This window comes from Lachnoanaerobaculum saburreum DSM 3986, from assembly GCF_000185385.1.
In the GTDB taxonomy this organism is placed as follows: Bacteria; Bacillota; Clostridia; order Lachnospirales; family Lachnospiraceae; genus Lachnoanaerobaculum; species Lachnoanaerobaculum saburreum.
The window spans coordinates 2,036,783-2,053,335 of sequence record NZ_GL622296.1 but is presented as its reverse complement, the minus strand read 5'-3'; the positions used below and the strand labels follow the sequence as shown (position 1 = coordinate 2,053,335).

Here is a 16,553-nt window from a genome sequence, read left to right as displayed (position 1 = left end):
GATGAAAATAACGGAACTTTTGGCACCTGCCGGCTCTTATGAGAGCTTAGTGGCGGCAGTAAATGCAGGAGCGGATGCCGTATATATAGGTGGAAAGAAGTTTTCCGCCAGAGCATATGCAGACAACCCGGATGAGGATATACTTATAAAAGGAATTGAGTATGCTCATACTTTCGGTGTAAATATATATATGACAATAAATACACTTTTTAAAGAAAGTGAGATGAATGAACTCTTTGACTATATAAAGACCTATTACAATGCAGGTATTGATGCGGTGATTGTGCAGGATTTAGGTGTGTTTGAGTTTATCAGGAAGCATTTTAAAAAGCTTCCGATACATGCCAGTACACAGATGACAATTACAGGAAGTTACGGTGCAATATTTTTGAAAAATATAGGTGCAAGCAGAATAGTTCCCGCCAGAGAAATATCACTTGCTGAGATAAAAGATATAGATAATAAATGTGATATAGAGATAGAGTGTTTTGTACATGGAGCACTTTGCTATTCATACTCAGGTCAATGTCTGATGAGTTCTATAATAGGCGGAAGAAGCGGCAACAGAGGCAGATGTGCACAGACTTGCAGACTGCCATATGATCTGTATGAAGACGGTAAAAAGTTAAATAAGTCTGATGAGAGAAATCTTTTAAGTTGTAAAGATCTGTGTAGTCTTGATATTTTGCCTGATTTGATAGAGGCAGGTATTGACTCTCTTAAGATAGAAGGAAGGATGAAGTCTCCAAGATATACCGCAGGAGTGGTCGGTATCTGGAGAAAGTACCTTGATCTGTATAATGATAAGAAAAGAACAGGCTATAAGGTAGATAAGGCGGACAGGAAGCTTTTGCTTGATTTATTTGACAGAGGCGGTCAGACTGAAGGCTACTATAAGAGGCATAACGGTAGAGATATGATAGCAATACATGAAAAACCTGCAAATAGGGATGTGAATGCCGATTACTTTAATTATCTTGATAAGACCTTTGTAGAGGGCAGGAGAGCGGTATCTGTCTTTGGCAAAATAAAGATAAAAGAGGATATGCCGATAGTATTTGATATAGCTGTGAAAGACTTAAGACAGACATATGGCAGAGAAAGTCAGGTAAACAGTATATCGGTAAAAGTCTTTGGGGAGTCGCCGCAGCCGGCAAGGACAAGGGCAAGCAGTGTTACCGATGTGGAAAAACAGCTTAAAAAGACCGGTAATACTCTTTTCAGTATTGAAAGGCTGGATATTGAAATGGATGGTGATCTGTTTATTCCGGTCAAAGTGTTGAATGAGTTAAGAAGAGAGGCGATTGATAAACTTTATCAAAAGATATTGGACAGATATAGAAGAGATGACAGTGATGTGATTGCCTATACCGGCTTTATCTATCCCGGTGTTGCTGCAAAGACTGAAAGCAAAAGTAGAGTAAAGTTTAATATACTCTGTGAAACTATGGAACAAGTAGATGCCGTGCTTGATTTTGCAAGAAGTACTGATTTTATCTTTGATGAAATCAGTATAGAAAGTGAACTTATATCCGAGCCTGAAACAGAAAAGAAAATAAAGGCTGTAAAAGATTGTGCAGGTATTTGCAATCTGTATATGCCGCATATTTTTAGAGATGAAGCCAAGTCGTTTTTTGATAAGCATTTGCAAACTATAAAAAATTGTAAATTTGATAATTTTATAGTCAGAAGCTTGGAAGAGATCTTCTATATTGATGATAAAATAGATAATAATGCGAATATTATCCTTGACTACAGTGTATATGCCTACAATAAGAATACCATAGATTTTTATAATGATAAATTTAATATAAGAAGGCTTACATATCCGCTTGAACTGAATCTGTCAGAGATAAGACAGCTTGACAATCCCGGTAATGAGATGATTGCATATGGGAAGATACCTATGATGGTATCCGCACAGTGCTTAAAAAAGACTTCAAAAGGCTGTGATCATAAAAAAGAGATACTTGTTTTGAAGGACAGAAAAAACAGTGAAATGCAGGTAAAGACACATTGTGATTTTTGTTATAACACTATCTTAAATTCAAAGCCTCTTTCAATTCTCGGCATGGAAAACGAAGTAAAAAAGATATCACCCGGTATTCTAAGGCTTTGGTTTACTACAGAAAATGTAAGTGAAACAAAGACTGTGCTGAGAAAATATATAGATAATTTTTATAATAATGTCACCGTTTCAAATATAGATGATTTTACAAGAGGACATCTGAAAAGAGGCATAGAGTGATATCTTCTTTACTATAATGCCGCATTGGTTTATACTTCTTTTAGTTATCACTAAAGTGGAGGTGTGCAATGATAGAAGCAACTAGCTGCGGTGGTGTAGTTATATATCATGGAAAGATATTGACCTTATTTAAAAATTATAAAAATAAGTATGAGGGATGGGTTTTGCCAAAGGGAACTGTGGAACTTGGTGAGACATTTGAACAGACTGCACTAAGAGAAGTATATGAAGAGACCGGAGCAAAGGCCAGAATAGTACAATTTATAGGGACAAGCCATTATACATTTAATACAAGCACGGATTTGATTGACAAAAGAGTACACTGGTTTTTAATGAAGACAGACAGTTACTTTTCAAGACCACAAAGAGAAGAGTATTTTGTGGATTCCGGATATTATAAATATCATGAGTCCTTTCATCTGTTAAAGTTTTCAAATGAAAGGATGATGCTTGAGCGAGGTTACAATATTTACACGGAATTAAAGAGAATGAGGAGATGGGATGATAGATTTTAAAGAGTGCTATGTAATGAATCTGGAAAATGCCATGAGAGGAGCAAGAAATCCTATGAACTCATGGGCAAGATCGGACAGCGGCTATAATGAGAACGGCGATTATATTTTAGGAGAGAATGACCTTTCGCTGGCTAAAAGACTTAGGGGAGCAGGCAGCAGTGATCACAGAAAGTACTTAAGACAGATAATGGTTTCTATAGATATTACGGCTCCGCTTTACTGGTGGAAGGAATATGACACTTATAAGGTTGGAACAGTGGCAAACTCCACCTCTACAATGCATAAGATTCATTCAAAGCATTTTGAATTGGAAGATTTTTCACATGATCATCTAAGTAAGAACGGTTTGAGTATCCTGAAAAATCTTATAGATGAACTTGAAAAGATAAGAATTTTATATATAGAAAGTAAAGACAAGAAATTTTGGTACGATATTATACAGCTCTTGCCGTCAAGCTATAATCAGTTGAGAACTTGCACACTGAACTATGAGACTTTGGTGAATATATACAGGTCAAGAAAGAATCATAAGCTGGATGAGTGGAGGAGTTTTTGCGACTGGATAAAGACCTTGCCATATGCAAATGAAATCATTATATCTGAGGAGCAACATGAATATAATAGTTTCGGTAGATAAAAGGTGGGGTATCGGAAATAAAGGTAAGCTCTTAGTTTCAATACCCAGAGATAAAAAGCTTTTTAGAGAAGAGACTACCGGTAAAGTGATAATAATGGGACATAATACATTGTTATCACTTCCGGGGGCCAAGCCTCTTGCAGGCAGAAAAAATATAGTTTTATCAAATGATAAGTCTCTTACTGTAAAAGGAGCTACAGTTTTAAACAGTGTAGATGCCTGTTTAGATTACATAAAGAAAAATAATATAGATGATAATGATGTTTTTGTGATAGGAGGGGAAAGTGTTTATAATGATTTTTTACCCTATTGCAATATTGCTCATATTACATATATTGACTATGAGTATGAGGCGGACAGGCATTTTTTGAATATGGAAAAAGATGAAAATTGGGATTTGATTTTAGAAACCGAGGAAGAAACTTACTTTGATATACCATATACATTTAGATTATATAAAAGAAATAATCGGCTTTAATATTTTATTATAGTAAAAATAATCACAACAAGGATTGTAAGATTAAAGTTCTATGACTTATGTTGTGATATTATGAAAGGTAGAATAAAGGTAGAACAATGGAAAAGAAATTTGATTTGTTAACTTTCGGACAGGTACTTCTTAGACTTTCACCAGTAAGAGATGACAGACTGGTAAGAGGAGATACTCTTATCAGACAAGTGGGAGGAGCTGAACTGAATGTGGCGGTAGGTGCTTCACTGCTTGGTCTAAAGACAGGGGTTATCACCAAGTTGCCCTCACATGAGATTGGAGCTTATATAAAGAATACCATCAGATCTTATGGAATAAGTGATGATTATATAATCTATGATACCGGAAGAGATGCAAGAGTCGGTATATATTTCTATGAGCATGGTGCATATCCGAGAAAGCCGAATGTAATATATGATAGAAAGAACTCATGCTTTGAACGTATAAGTATAAATGAGTTTAAGGGTGATATGTATAAGTCCACCACATGTTTTCATACTACAGGTATTACACTGGCACTCTGTGAAAATTCAAGAGAAACGGCTATAGAAATGATAAAAAAGTTTAAAGATAACGGTTCCATTATATCGTTTGATGTCAACTTCAGGGCAAATCTATGGACAGGAGATGAAGCAAGAGTGACTATAGAAAGAATACTGCCATATGTGGACATTTTCTTTTGCTCTGAAGATACCGCCAGACTTACATTTGATAAACGTGGAGATATAAAAGAGATTATGAAATCATTTACAGATGAATATCCTATCTCAATAGTTGCGTCCACACAGAGAGTGGTACATTCTCCTAAGGTACATGACTTCGGGTCTATAATATACAATGCATATCAAAATGAGTACTACACGGAAGAACCGTATAAGTCTATTGATGTAGTGGACAGAATTGGAAGCGGTGATGCATATATTGCAGGGGCATTGTACGGATTGCTTCATTACAGACTGGATTGTAAGCAGGCTATAGCATATGGAAATGCATATTCGGCTGTGAAAAATACCATTCCGGGTGACGTTCCGTCCTCAAATTTGCATGATATTGACATTATTATTGCAGACCACAATATGACTGAAGGATATAGGTCTGAAATGAATAGATAAAGACAATTGTTTATCAAAATAAACAAAAAATTAACGAACTATTCTGATATATTGCTTTCATTCGGGTTGGTTTTTTCTTTTTTTTATGCTATTATAGATATGAGATTTTATCTATTTGGAGGAATAAACAATATGTTTCCTATTGTTAAAAAAAGAAAATTGGCTGAAAACATCTATCTTTTTGATGTTTTGGCTAAGAGAGTGGCGGCAAAATGTCTTCCCGGAGAATTTGTTATCGTAAAACAGGACAAACAGGGTGAGAGAATACCTTTAACTGTCTGTGACTATGATAGAGAGGCAGGAACGGTTACAATTGTTATTCAGGTTATTGGCGGCTCAACCAGACTGATAGCAGATGATCTTAAAGAAGGCGACGAGTTTATGGACTTTGTAGGACCGCTTGGAAATGCAAGTGATCTTATATCGGAAGATATTGAAGAACTTAAGAAAAAGAATATTCTTTTTGTAGCCGGAGGTCTTGGAACGGCACCTGTGTATCCACAGGTTAAGTGGTTATATGAAAGAGGAATCAAGGCCGATGTGGTACAAGGTGCCAAGAGCAAGGACTTTGTAATACTTGAGGATGAACTTAAGTCCGTATCCGGTAATTTATATGTATGTACAGATGACGGTTCTTACGGCTTTAAGGGTCTTGTAACGGATAAGATAAAAGATCTTGTCGAAAATGAGGGCAAGAAATATGATCATTGCGTGGTTATCGGACCGATGATTATGATGAAATTCGTATCACTTCTCACAAAAGAACTTGGTATACCTACAATTGCCAGTATGAACACTATTATGGTGGACGGTACCGGTATGTGTGGTGCTTGCAGACTTTCTGTCGGTGATGAAATCAAATTTGCATGTGTTGACGGTCCTGAGTTTGATGCTCATAAGATCAATTTCAATGAAGCGCTTCAAAGATTGCAGATTTATAAGACGGAAGAGGGCAGGGAACTTTTGAAGGTTATAGAAGGTGAAACACATCATGGCGGATGTGGAGTATGTGGAGGTGACAAATAATGGCACAGGATATGTGGAAGAAAGTTGCTGTTGCTGAGCAGGAGCCTCAAGTAAGAGCTAAGAATTTTGATGAGGTATGTCTTGGATATTCTAAGGAAGAAGCTATGGCGGAGGCTACAAGGTGCTTTAACTGTAAGAATGCAAAATGTATAAAAGGTTGCCCTGTATCAATCAACATCCCCGCATTTATTCAGGAGATATTAAAGGACAATATTGAAGGCGCTTCAGATGTTATAGCACAGTCAAGTTCATTGCCGGCAGTATGTGGTAGAGTTTGTCCACAGGAAACACAGTGCGAGGGTGTATGTATAAGAGGAAACAGAGGCGAGGCTGTTTCTATAGGTAAGCTTGAGAGATATGTAGCTGATACCGCAAGAAAAATGGGCATTAAGCCAAAGGCAAATCCGAATAAAAACGGTAAAAGAGTAGCTGTAATAGGTTCAGGTCCTGCAGGACTTAGCTGCGCAGGCGATCTTGCAAAGCTTGGATATGAAGTGACTATATTTGAAGCATTGCATGAGCCGGGCGGTGTTTTGATTTATGGTATTCCTGAGTTCAGATTGCCGAAGGATGCGGTGGTACTGCCTGAGATACAAAATGTTATTGACCTTGGTGTAAAGATTGAAACGGATGTTATTATCGGAAAGACTGTTACTGTTGATGAACTGCTTGATGAAGAGGGATTTGATGCGGTATTTATAGGTTCAGGTGCGGGACTTCCGATGTTTATGGGTATTCCGGGTGAAAATGCAAACGGTGTGTTCTCGGCAAATGAGTACCTTACAAGAAACAATCTTATGAAAGCGTTTAGAGACGATTATCACACACCTATAATCAAGAGTAAGAAGGTATGTGTTGTAGGCGGCGGAAATGTAGCTATGGATGCTGCAAGAACGGCACTCAGACTTGGTGCCGAGGTACATATCGTATATAGAAGAAGTGAAGCCGAGTTGCCTGCAAGAGCGGAAGAAGTGCATCATGCAAAGCAGGAAGGCATTATTTTTGACCTGCTTACAAACCCTGTAGAGATCCTTGAAGATGAAAAAGGTTGGGTAAAAGGAATAAAGGTTGTCAAGATGGAGCTTGGTGAGCCGGATGCAAGCGGAAGAAGAAGACCTGTTGCTATAAAGGGCAGTGAGTTTGTCATTGACTGTGATACCGTTATAATGTCACTTGGTACTTCACCAAATCCGCTTATCTCAAAGACAACAGACGGTCTTAATATAAATAAGTGGAAATGTATTGAGGCTGATGAAAAGACCGGACAGACATCCAGAGAGGGAGTGTTTGCCGGAGGTGATGCCGTTACAGGTGCTGCAACCGTTATTCTTGCTATGGAGGCAGGCAGAGCAGGTGCAAGGGGAATAGATGAGTATCTTTCAGCTAAATCAAAATAATATGAAAGAAATTATTTAAAGAACAAAATAGATAATACTGACGATTAAATAAAGATTTATTATAAAACCTCTGTTACAAATAATGATTGAACAGGGGTTTTGTTATATCTGCCGGTTATATTTGCCATAATAAAAATATATACCTGCAAGGTTGACTATTCATTGACATGGATATATGAAATAAATATAATGAGATGAGTTTTATTAAATTTAATTTTTATGGAGGTATTATGAAGAAGAAAGTATTATTGTCAGCATTGGCATTGACTTTTGGATTGGCACTTACAGCCTGTGGAAACTCAGGTTCAGATAAAGCGGCAGATACAGGTTCAAAGAATGAAACGGCGGCAGCCAAGTCATCAGGGGATGTATTTACTATAGGAGCTACAGGACCTCTTACAGGTAGTGCCGCATCTTATGGTAATTCGGTGAAAAACGGCGCAACTATAGCTATTGATGAAATCAATGCGGCAGGCGGTGTAAAAGTTGGAGATAAGACATATCAGCTGGCACTTAATTTCCAGGATGATGAGGCAAAAGAAGATAAGGCGGTTAATGCATATAACAAGCTTATGGACAGTAAAATCAATGTGTATATGGGTGCCGTAACAAGCGGTTCTTCACTTGCACTTACAGATTTGACGGCAAAGGATAATATCCTTCAAATTACACCTTCAGGCTCTGCAAAGGATATTACAAAGAATCCGAATGCGTTCAGACTTTGCTTTACAGACCCGCTTCAGGGAAAGATGATTGCAGACTTTGTACTTGATCAGGGATATGAGAGTGTTGCCGTTCTTTATAACAATTCAGATGAGTATTCAACAGGTGTATATGAGGCTTTTAAGGATGAACTTAATGCAAAGGGTCAGTCTGCTCTTATAGTAAACGAGCAGTCATTTACAAATGATGATGTTGACTTTACAACACAGCTTACACAGATTAAGGCATCCGGTGCAAAGCTTATATTTGTACCTGCATATTATGAGGCGGCTGCACATATTGTACAGCAGGCAAAGCAACAGGGTATTGATTCTGCATTTGTAGGTTCCGACGGTTGGGACGGTATCATTGCTCAGCTTACAGACGAGTCACAGGCGGAAGGTGCCGTATTCTTAAGCCCGTTCTTAGCTTCAGATCCGTCGGCGGCCAAGTTTACAGATGCTTATAAGAAGGCATACAATGCAACTCCTGATCAGTTCGCAGCTGACGGATATGATACGGTTTATGTTATCAAGGCGGACATGGAGAAAGCGGGAAGTATTGAAAGCGATGATCTTATAAAGGCTATGACAGAGATTCAGGTTGACGGTATCACAGGTAAGGTATCATTTAATGCTGACGGCGAGCCGAATAAAGAGCCTAAGTTCGTTACCATAACAAATGGTGAGTATCAGCTTTTTGATAATAACTGATAATTGTAAGAGGACGGGATAGATGTCCCATCCTCTTTTTTAACATAAACCTCGGAAAGCTTCTAAAAAATGTAGGAGTTTTCCGTAGTTTAGGTAAAGAGGGGTAAAGAAATGTTAATTAACTTTATTGAACAGTTAATAAACGGTTTGAGGACCGGAAGCATTTATGCATTGATTGCTATCGGTTATACAATGGTATATGGTATAGCTAAAATGATAAATTTTGCCCATGGGGATATTATAATGGTAGGAGCGTATGCTCTTTATTTCAGTATTTCCGTGTTGGGACTTCCTGTTCCTATAGCACTTTTAATAACTGTTATTATATGTGGAGTCCTTGGAGTAATGATTGAAAAAGTGGCATATAAGCCGCTTAGAAGCGCACCGCCGCTTGCGGTTTTGATTACCGCTATCGGTATGAGTTTCTTCTTACAAAGTGCGTCACTGCTTATATTCGGTTCTACGCCGATTCCGTTTCAGTCTGTAATTCCAAATGTAAATATCAGTATCGGACCGGTTGTGATTTCAAGCATAACAGTGGTGACATTGATTGTTACAGCCATAGCAATGATATTGCTCACATTATTTGTCAATAAGACAAAACTCGGTTCTGCCATGAGGGCTGTATCCGAGGACAAGGGTGCGGCGGAACTTATGGGAATCAATGTAAACAGCACTATTTCAATGACATTTGCTATAGGCTCCGCTCTTGCGGCTGTTGCAGGTGTACTGTATATATGTCAGTATCAGTCTATGAAACCTACTCTTGGAGCGCTTCCCGGTATCAAGGCATTTGTAGCGGCGGTACTTGGCGGTATAGGCAGCATACCGGGTGCAATGATCGGCGGGATACTTCTGGGACTTATAGAGAGTGTTTCAAAGGCATATATTTCAACGGAACTTGCAGATGCTATAGTATTTGGAGTGCTGATAGTAGTGTTGTTGTTCAGACCGTCAGGACTTTTGGGTAAGAAAAAGATAGTAAAGGTATAGGTGTGATATGAAGGTAAATAAAAAAACTATAATAAATATAGTAATAATGTTGCTGGCCTATGCATTAGTGTTTGTATTGATAAATTCAGGCGTGTTAAGCAGACAGTATAAGTCTCTTATAGTTCCTATATGTGTGAATATAATGTTGGCAGTATCACTTAACCTGGTAACCGGATTTTTGGGAGAGCTTTCACTGGGTCATGCAGGATTTATGTCGATAGGTGCATATTCAAGTGCATTGCTCTCAATTGCATTAAGCAATACATTTCCTCCTGTACTTGCTTTTTTTACAGCATTAATTTGCGGTGGAATATCGGCTGCATTTTTTGGATTCCTGATCGGTGTGCCTGTATTAAGGCTTAGAGGAGATTATCTGGCTATTGTAACTCTTGCATTTGGTGAGATAATAAAGTCAATAATCAATTATCTTAAGATCACAGGAGGTTCAAAGGGTCTTAGCAAGATACCTCTGTACTCGGATTATAAAAATTTTACCGTAGTATTTGTAATAATGGTAATAACTATAGTTTTGATTTCAAATCTTATAGATTCAAGAGACGGCAGAGCGATAAAGTCCATTCGTGACAATGATATTGCGGCCGAGTCTATAGGTATAAATATCAGCAGGTATAAGGTCATGGCTTTTGTTATTGCTGCCGGATTTGCGGGAATTGCAGGTGCCCTGTATGCCCATAATGTAGGAATCATAAAGCCCGGTATATTTGATTACAACAAATCTATTGAAATACTGGTATTTGTAGTTCTTGGAGGTATGGGAAATATACCGGGTTCAATAATCTCGGCGATAATACTTACATTATTGCCTGAGTTCTTAAGAGGTGCAGATAATCTTAGAATGTTACTTTATGCAATAGTGCTTATTGTAATGATGATATTCAATAACAGTAAATTTAAGTCCGGCTTATCACTGAATAGGACCTTCAGAAAGCTTGGAAGGGAGGAATAATGCTGGAGTGTAAAAATCTTGGAATACAGTTTGGCGGATTAAAAGCAGTTGACAATTTTAATCTGAATATAGAAAAAGGAATGTTATATGGTCTGATAGGGCCAAACGGCGCAGGAAAGACTACAGTGTTTAATCTTTTAACAGGGGTATATAAACCTACAACCGGAACTATAAGGCTTGAAGGCAATCTGATAAACGGAAAAACACCTACACAGATCAACAATATGGGTATTGCCAGAACATTTCAAAACATAAGGCTTTTTTCAAATATGTCTGTACTTGACAATGTAAAGGCGGCATTGCATGAGAAGGTCAGGTATTCGCTTCTTACATCTATGACACATATATTCGGCTTTGGTAAAAAAGAAAAAGAGATGGATGAGCTTGCAACGGATATACTGAAAGTATTTTCGCTGGATGATAAGAGTGATACACTCTCAGGAAATCTTCCATATGGTGAGCAGAGAAAACTTGAGATTGCCAGAGCACTTGCTACAAGTCCTTCGCTTTTACTGCTTGATGAGCCGGCTGCCGGTATGAACCCGAATGAAACGGAAGAACTTATGAAAACTATCAGGCAGATAAGAGATATGTATAATGTGACAATACTTTTGATAGAACATGATATGAAACTTGTTGCAGGTATCTGTGAGAAATTGTCGGTGTTAAACTTCGGCACTGAGCTTGCAAGCGGTACACCAAGCGAGGTACTTAACAACCCTGAAGTTATTACAGCATATTTGGGAGAATAGGAGGGGCTGTGGAAATATTAAAGGTAAATAACCTGGTCGTAAACTATGGAATGATAAAGGCTGTAAAGGGTGCAAGTTTTTTTGTAAATCAAGGTGAAATAGTAGCACTTATCGGTGCAAACGGTGCCGGAAAAACTTCCATACTGCACACTGTAACAGGACTTTTGAGTGCAAAAGAGGGAAGCATTGAGTTTGAAGGCAGGGATATAACAAAAACCAAGGCACACGATATTGTTAAGCTCGGTATGGCACATGTTCCTGAAGGCAGAAGAGTCTTTGGAGATTTGACTGTACTTGAAAATTTAAGACTCGGTGCATATATCAGAAATGACAAAGCGGGCATTGAAGACGGACTTGATAAAATATATAAGAGATTTCCGAGGCTTGCGGAGAGAAAATCTCAACTTGCAGGTACTCTCTCAGGCGGTGAACAGCAGATGCTTGCAATGGGCAGAGCACTTATGAGTAATCCCAAGGTAATAGTTATGGATGAGCCTTCAATGGGACTTTCACCTCTGTATGTAAATGAGATATTTGATATTATAAGAGAGATACATGAGAGCGGAACCACTGTACTGTTGGTTGAACAGAATGCCAAGAAGGCACTCGGTATTGCTGACAGAGCATATGTACTTGAAACCGGAAATATAGTATTAGAAGGAGATGCAAAGACACTGATGAATGATGACAGTGTAAAAAAGGCATATCTTGGAGAATAAAAAGGACACAGACGTGTCCTTTTTACATATCTCCCAAAAGTTTTTTCATAATATATTGATAGATGTCCTGACTGCATGAACGCCAGTTGTTGGTCATAACAGTGGCCTGTTCTTCATCAGGTGAGTTGATCTCTATATTGATAAGAGGAGTTTTGCCCTCAAGTACTTCACAGTGTACAATTAATTCATTGCCGGGGAGTTTATAATATTCTGCTGTAGTGGAGACTTCGTTTCGCATACGAAACTTGTTGGTCTGTATGAATTCATTTATATCAGTGATAATAGCGGGTGAAATCTGCTTTTCAAAGAATGAAAGAGCCTCCTCACCCTCCTTTGTCATATCATATCTTGAGGTATTATTGATATTTTCCATACTTATCAAGTTCGCTTCAAGCAACTCCGTAAGAGCCTGTTGAACTATAAAATAAGTGGTATATTCTTTACTGACAAAAAAATCTGATATATTTGAGTTGGTAAGTGGAAATTTCACTTGATTTAACATATATAATATCATTAATTTGTATAATGTCATAGGTTCTGAGAGCATCATGTGACCTCCTGTGTATTATAAAGATTTTACAACAAATGCGTAGGTCTGTAAAGCATAACGCTGAACTTATATAATTGATATAGTAATTAATACATTTTTATGTTAAAATGTAACTCACGGTTTATAGAAGAGGTGTATAGATGAGAGAGCGAATCAATCGTTTGGCAAAGGGTATTATAGAAGAAGAATTACCGATATTGGTCTGTGAGCCAAGTAATATAAACCTGCCTATAAAGGTAGATGAAGCAGTTCGCTTTGAAATAGAAGTAAGAAGTGGTAATAGGATACCTTTAAAAGGTGTTGCCTACTCTGACAATATAAGGGTGAGAGTGGTGGATTCAACTTTTGGCGGGATAAAGAATATACTTGTACTTGAAATCAATTCCGGAAATCTGAACAGTAATGAAAAGATAGAGGGCAGCATTACACTGGTTACAAATGCAGGTGAGAAAGAGATACCCTATATTTTCTATATTAAAAATACAGATACAGTAATGGTATTAAATTCATTAAAGACTGTAGATGATTTCATGGTCATTGCAAAAGAAGATATGAGTATTGCATTGGCTATTTTTATGTATAAAGATTTTTGCAGTTCAGGATTTATGAAGGATATAAAACTGCAAAAATTATATGAGACTTTGAGCAGGGGCAATGATTTCAGATCAAACCTTGAAAATTTCTTACAGGCTGCCGGTAATAAAGAGGCTGTAAGTTTTCAACTTGAGAGCAGCCGGCTTGATTTTGCAAGTGTAGAAGAAGAAAAGACAGCTTCTATAAAAGTCTACAAGGAAAATTGGGGGCTTTTAGATATAGATGTTTCTACAAATGCCGGATATATAAAGCTTAATAAGGATAAGATAAAGAATGAAGACTTTGCAGACAATGTATATGAACTTGAATTCAGTATTGATCCGGACCTCTTGGATGATAAGAAAAATATTGCAAATATAAATTTCAAAAACGGTTTAAATGAGAAAAATTTAGAGATAGTAATAAATAAAAACCTTGAAAAGGAGTATCAAAGGGAGGCAAGACTGTTTGAAAGAAAACAGTGGATAAACTACTTCAAGCTCAGAATAGAATTTGAACTTAGTAATGATAAACTTCAAAAAAATGAAATTCTGTTCAAGATGCTTGCAGTGCTTGACAGATTGCTTGTAAGCACATATAAGAGTCTTTTGGTCAAACTGCTTAAGGCGGAGATATTCCTGATGCAAAACGATAAGGCCGGAGCAAAGTCCACTATAAACAGCATTGACAACAAAATAAAAGAAAATAAGCATGAACTGAGAGATGAATATCTGATTTTGGAATATTTAGATACATATATGTATCCTGATGCTGAAAAAATCAGAGATCTCTGTAAACTTGTAAAGGATTTATATAAAAAAGACCACTCTATAATAGAACTTGTACTTATTTTGAACTTGGATAATACACTTGTTGACAATCCGGCAGAAAAGCAAAGATTTTTAAAGAGAGCTTTTGAGCTTGGTGACAGGTCAAGTATTTTGATGATGGAGTATGCAAGGTTACTTTGTAAAAATCCGCATCTTTTAAACAGTTGCGGCACTTTGGAAGTACTGGCACTGAGCTTCGGTATCAGAAATAATTTGATATCTATAAGTTTGTCGGAAAAAATTTTGGAGGTAGTCAGAGAAACAAAGAGGGTAAACGGTGCAATTTTAAATATTTTGCTTTCCATATATAATGCACTTCCAAGTAATGAACTGCTTTCAGATATCTGTGAGATATTTATAAACGGTAATGTGAGAAAGAGCTATGTCAACAAATGGTATGAAAGATGTATTGAAAAAGGACTGCAAGTAGACAGAATATATGAGTACTTTATCTATTCACTGCCTGAAAGGTATGATGTACCTATGCCCGAGTCGGCACTTAAATACTTTGAACGAATCAACTCAATGACTGAGGAGTTTAAGCTGAGAATATTTGAAAATGTGGTAGAATATTACCAGCACAATAGTGAAATATACAGGGCATATATAAAGAGAATAAAGATATTTACAATTGACAATGCTATGAAGTTAAAGATGGATGAGCATTTAATCAATATTTATTCAGGAATCCTTGAAGAGGATGATATAGATGAGAGACTTGCAAAGATTATTCCGTTTTTGATAAATTCATATAATATATATGTTCCTGAAGACGGTGCCAAGTCCATCATTGTAGTATATCCTGAGTTAAACGGCGAGAAGATATATGAACTGAAGGACAAGAGAGCATATATAGCACTGTATTCGGACAATGCCGTTATCCTTATTGAAGATGAAGTCGGAAACAGATATTATTCAAAGGATATGGTGATGGACAAAATATTCCATATGCAAAATCTGGTGGACAGAGCATATGAGATAGACAAAGATCATGATATGCGCAGACTTGAAAAGCTTGACAGGATAGCAGACGGAGTCGGAATAGATGTGGAGGATGTTTCACTGATTGAAAATGCCGTTGAAGAGATTGATATTGACCAAAGATTTAGAAATAAGCTGATGTCAAGACTTATAGAATATTTTTGGGAGTCATCTAAGAATGATAAAGAGATAAACTTTGAACTTTTAAATAAGACAGGGGTAAAAAGTTTAAATGAGGACAATATATTCATGTATTGCGATACTCTTATGAATATCGGAAATAAGCTTGAATCTATAGAAATCATAAAGTCATTCGGTATAGAGCATATAAAGAAGGATAATTTGTTGACTTTGGTTTCAAAGGCGATAGAAGATGAAACTTTTGAACAAAATAAAATACTCTCAAACATTGCATTCACACTTTACAAAGAGGGGGAATTCAGTGACAGGACTCTTGAATTTATTGCGAGAACTTACAATGGCAGAACAATTGATATGTTTGAATGTTTAAAGACTTGCGTAGAACAAAATGTTGAGACATATGACTTTGAAGAAAGAGTTTTGATACAGATGTTGTTTTCAAATCAGACAGCAAACCTTGATGAAGCATTCGGCATATATGCAGACAGAAAAAGAGTGACGGATATTATTATCAGAGCATATTTTACTATAAAGAGTGATGCATTCTTTATGAATGATGAAGAGACTTCCGATGCCGTATTTGAGTACCTTGAGGACGGACTTAATGATGTGGACGATATCAAAGAGTTCCCCAATATTTATATGCTGGCACTGTCAAAATATTATTCAAGGAAAGAAAAGCTTAACTTCAAACAGACAAGACTTTGTGAGATGATTGTAAAGAATCTTTGTGATGAAGATATGATTTTCTCATATTTTAAGTCACTTGCAAAGTTTGTCTATGTTGACAGGGATATTTTAGAATCGGTTTTTATAGAGTATAAGGGAGAAAAAGAGGGTATTGTACTTAATTCAAAGATTTTGCCGCTTAGTGATATTTTTGAGGAAGAGGAGTTCTCTAATGTATACAAAAATATTTTTGTGAAATATAAGAAAATCTTTGCAGATGAAATTTGGGAGTATCAGATTGTGCAGAATATAGATGGTAATGTTAAGGTATTGGCAAATGATTGTGTTCAGTTCGAAAAAGAGGAGGATGCAAGAGAGAGCAGGTTTATTCTTATAAATGATATGGAAGATTTGCCTGAGGGAAAAGACGAGGAAATGAAGAAGAAGTTAACAGAATTTATATATAAGGATGAGTTAGTGGATAACTTATTTGTGCTGATATAAAAAAGAAAGGAATGCAATTATTTGTATTTAAAAT

14 protein-coding genes are annotated in these 16,553 nt (G+C 36.9%); 13 read left to right on the top strand and 1 reads right to left on the bottom strand.

All coding sequences use genetic code 11. The features are described from left to right. Position 1: 1 nt before the first annotated feature. The 12 genes from HMPREF0381_RS09405 (at position 2) to HMPREF0381_RS09350 (ending at position 12,271) form a co-directional block, all read left to right on the top strand. Positions 2–2,248: a U32 family peptidase gene (locus HMPREF0381_RS09405; RefSeq protein ID WP_040461351.1), complete on the top strand. Its 2,247-nt coding sequence runs from the start codon at positions 2–4 to the stop codon at positions 2,246–2,248. A gap of 68 nt (positions 2,249–2,316) precedes the next feature. Next, positions 2,317–2,763 (top strand): NUDIX hydrolase, encoded by a 447-nt coding sequence (locus HMPREF0381_RS09400; RefSeq protein ID WP_008751737.1) that lies wholly within the window; start codon positions 2,317–2,319, stop codon positions 2,761–2,763. Continuing rightward, positions 2,750–3,400 (top strand): hypothetical protein, encoded by a 651-nt coding sequence (locus tag HMPREF0381_RS09395; protein ID WP_008751736.1) that lies wholly within the window; start codon positions 2,750–2,752, stop codon positions 3,398–3,400. The genes HMPREF0381_RS09400 and HMPREF0381_RS09395 overlap by 14 nt, the downstream gene beginning before the upstream one ends. Next, positions 3,375–3,878 (top strand): dihydrofolate reductase, encoded by a 504-nt coding sequence (locus HMPREF0381_RS09390; protein WP_008751735.1) that lies wholly within the window; start codon positions 3,375–3,377, stop codon positions 3,876–3,878. Before HMPREF0381_RS09395 ends, HMPREF0381_RS09390 begins: the two co-directional genes overlap by 26 nt. 98 nt (positions 3,879–3,976) lie before the next feature. Next, positions 3,977–5,002: a sugar kinase gene (locus HMPREF0381_RS09385; protein ID WP_008751734.1), complete on the top strand. Its 1,026-nt coding sequence runs from the start codon at positions 3,977–3,979 to the stop codon at positions 5,000–5,002. 132 nt (positions 5,003–5,134) lie between these two features. Then, complete coding sequence (locus HMPREF0381_RS09380; protein WP_040461350.1) at positions 5,135–6,028, top strand: sulfide/dihydroorotate dehydrogenase-like FAD/NAD-binding protein; 894 nt, start codon at positions 5,135–5,137, stop codon at positions 6,026–6,028. Beyond that, positions 6,028–7,425, top strand: coding sequence for an NADPH-dependent glutamate synthase (gene gltA / locus HMPREF0381_RS09375; RefSeq protein WP_008751732.1), 1,398 nt, complete (start codon positions 6,028–6,030; stop codon positions 7,423–7,425). The genes HMPREF0381_RS09380 and gltA overlap by 1 nt, the downstream gene beginning before the upstream one ends. Before the next feature lie 230 nt (positions 7,426–7,655). Beyond that, entirely contained in the window at positions 7,656–8,840 is a 1,185-nt protein-coding gene (locus HMPREF0381_RS09370; RefSeq protein ID WP_040461349.1) for an ABC transporter substrate-binding protein, read from the top strand. A gap of 111 nt (positions 8,841–8,951) precedes the next feature. Beyond that, positions 8,952–9,833, top strand: coding sequence for a branched-chain amino acid ABC transporter permease (locus tag HMPREF0381_RS09365; protein ID WP_008751730.1), 882 nt, complete (start codon positions 8,952–8,954; stop codon positions 9,831–9,833). A 7-nt stretch (positions 9,834–9,840) separates the two neighbouring features. Further along, positions 9,841–10,800 (top strand): branched-chain amino acid ABC transporter permease, encoded by a 960-nt coding sequence (locus HMPREF0381_RS09360; RefSeq protein WP_008751729.1) that lies wholly within the window; start codon positions 9,841–9,843, stop codon positions 10,798–10,800. Further along, positions 10,800–11,552, top strand: a complete 753-nt coding sequence (locus HMPREF0381_RS09355; protein ID WP_008751728.1) for an ABC transporter ATP-binding protein — start codon at positions 10,800–10,802, stop codon at positions 11,550–11,552. The genes HMPREF0381_RS09360 and HMPREF0381_RS09355 overlap by 1 nt, the downstream gene beginning before the upstream one ends. 8 nt (positions 11,553–11,560) lie before the next feature. Beyond that, positions 11,561–12,271, top strand: a complete 711-nt coding sequence (locus tag HMPREF0381_RS09350; RefSeq protein ID WP_008751727.1) for an ABC transporter ATP-binding protein — start codon at positions 11,561–11,563, stop codon at positions 12,269–12,271. Between the two features lie 22 nt (positions 12,272–12,293). On the opposite strand, the gene HMPREF0381_RS09345 is transcribed toward HMPREF0381_RS09350, so the two are convergent. Beyond that, positions 12,294–12,818: a DUF4364 family protein gene (locus HMPREF0381_RS09345; protein WP_008751726.1), complete on the bottom strand. Its 525-nt coding sequence runs from the start codon at positions 12,816–12,818 to the stop codon at positions 12,294–12,296. 143 nt (positions 12,819–12,961) lie between these two features. On the opposite strand from HMPREF0381_RS09345, the gene HMPREF0381_RS09340 reads away from it, so the two are divergent. Further along, a complete protein-coding gene (locus tag HMPREF0381_RS09340) occupies positions 12,962–16,519 on the top strand; it encodes a DUF5717 family protein (protein WP_008751725.1) in 3,558 nt (1,185 codons plus the stop codon). Positions 16,520–16,553 lie beyond the last annotated feature (34 nt).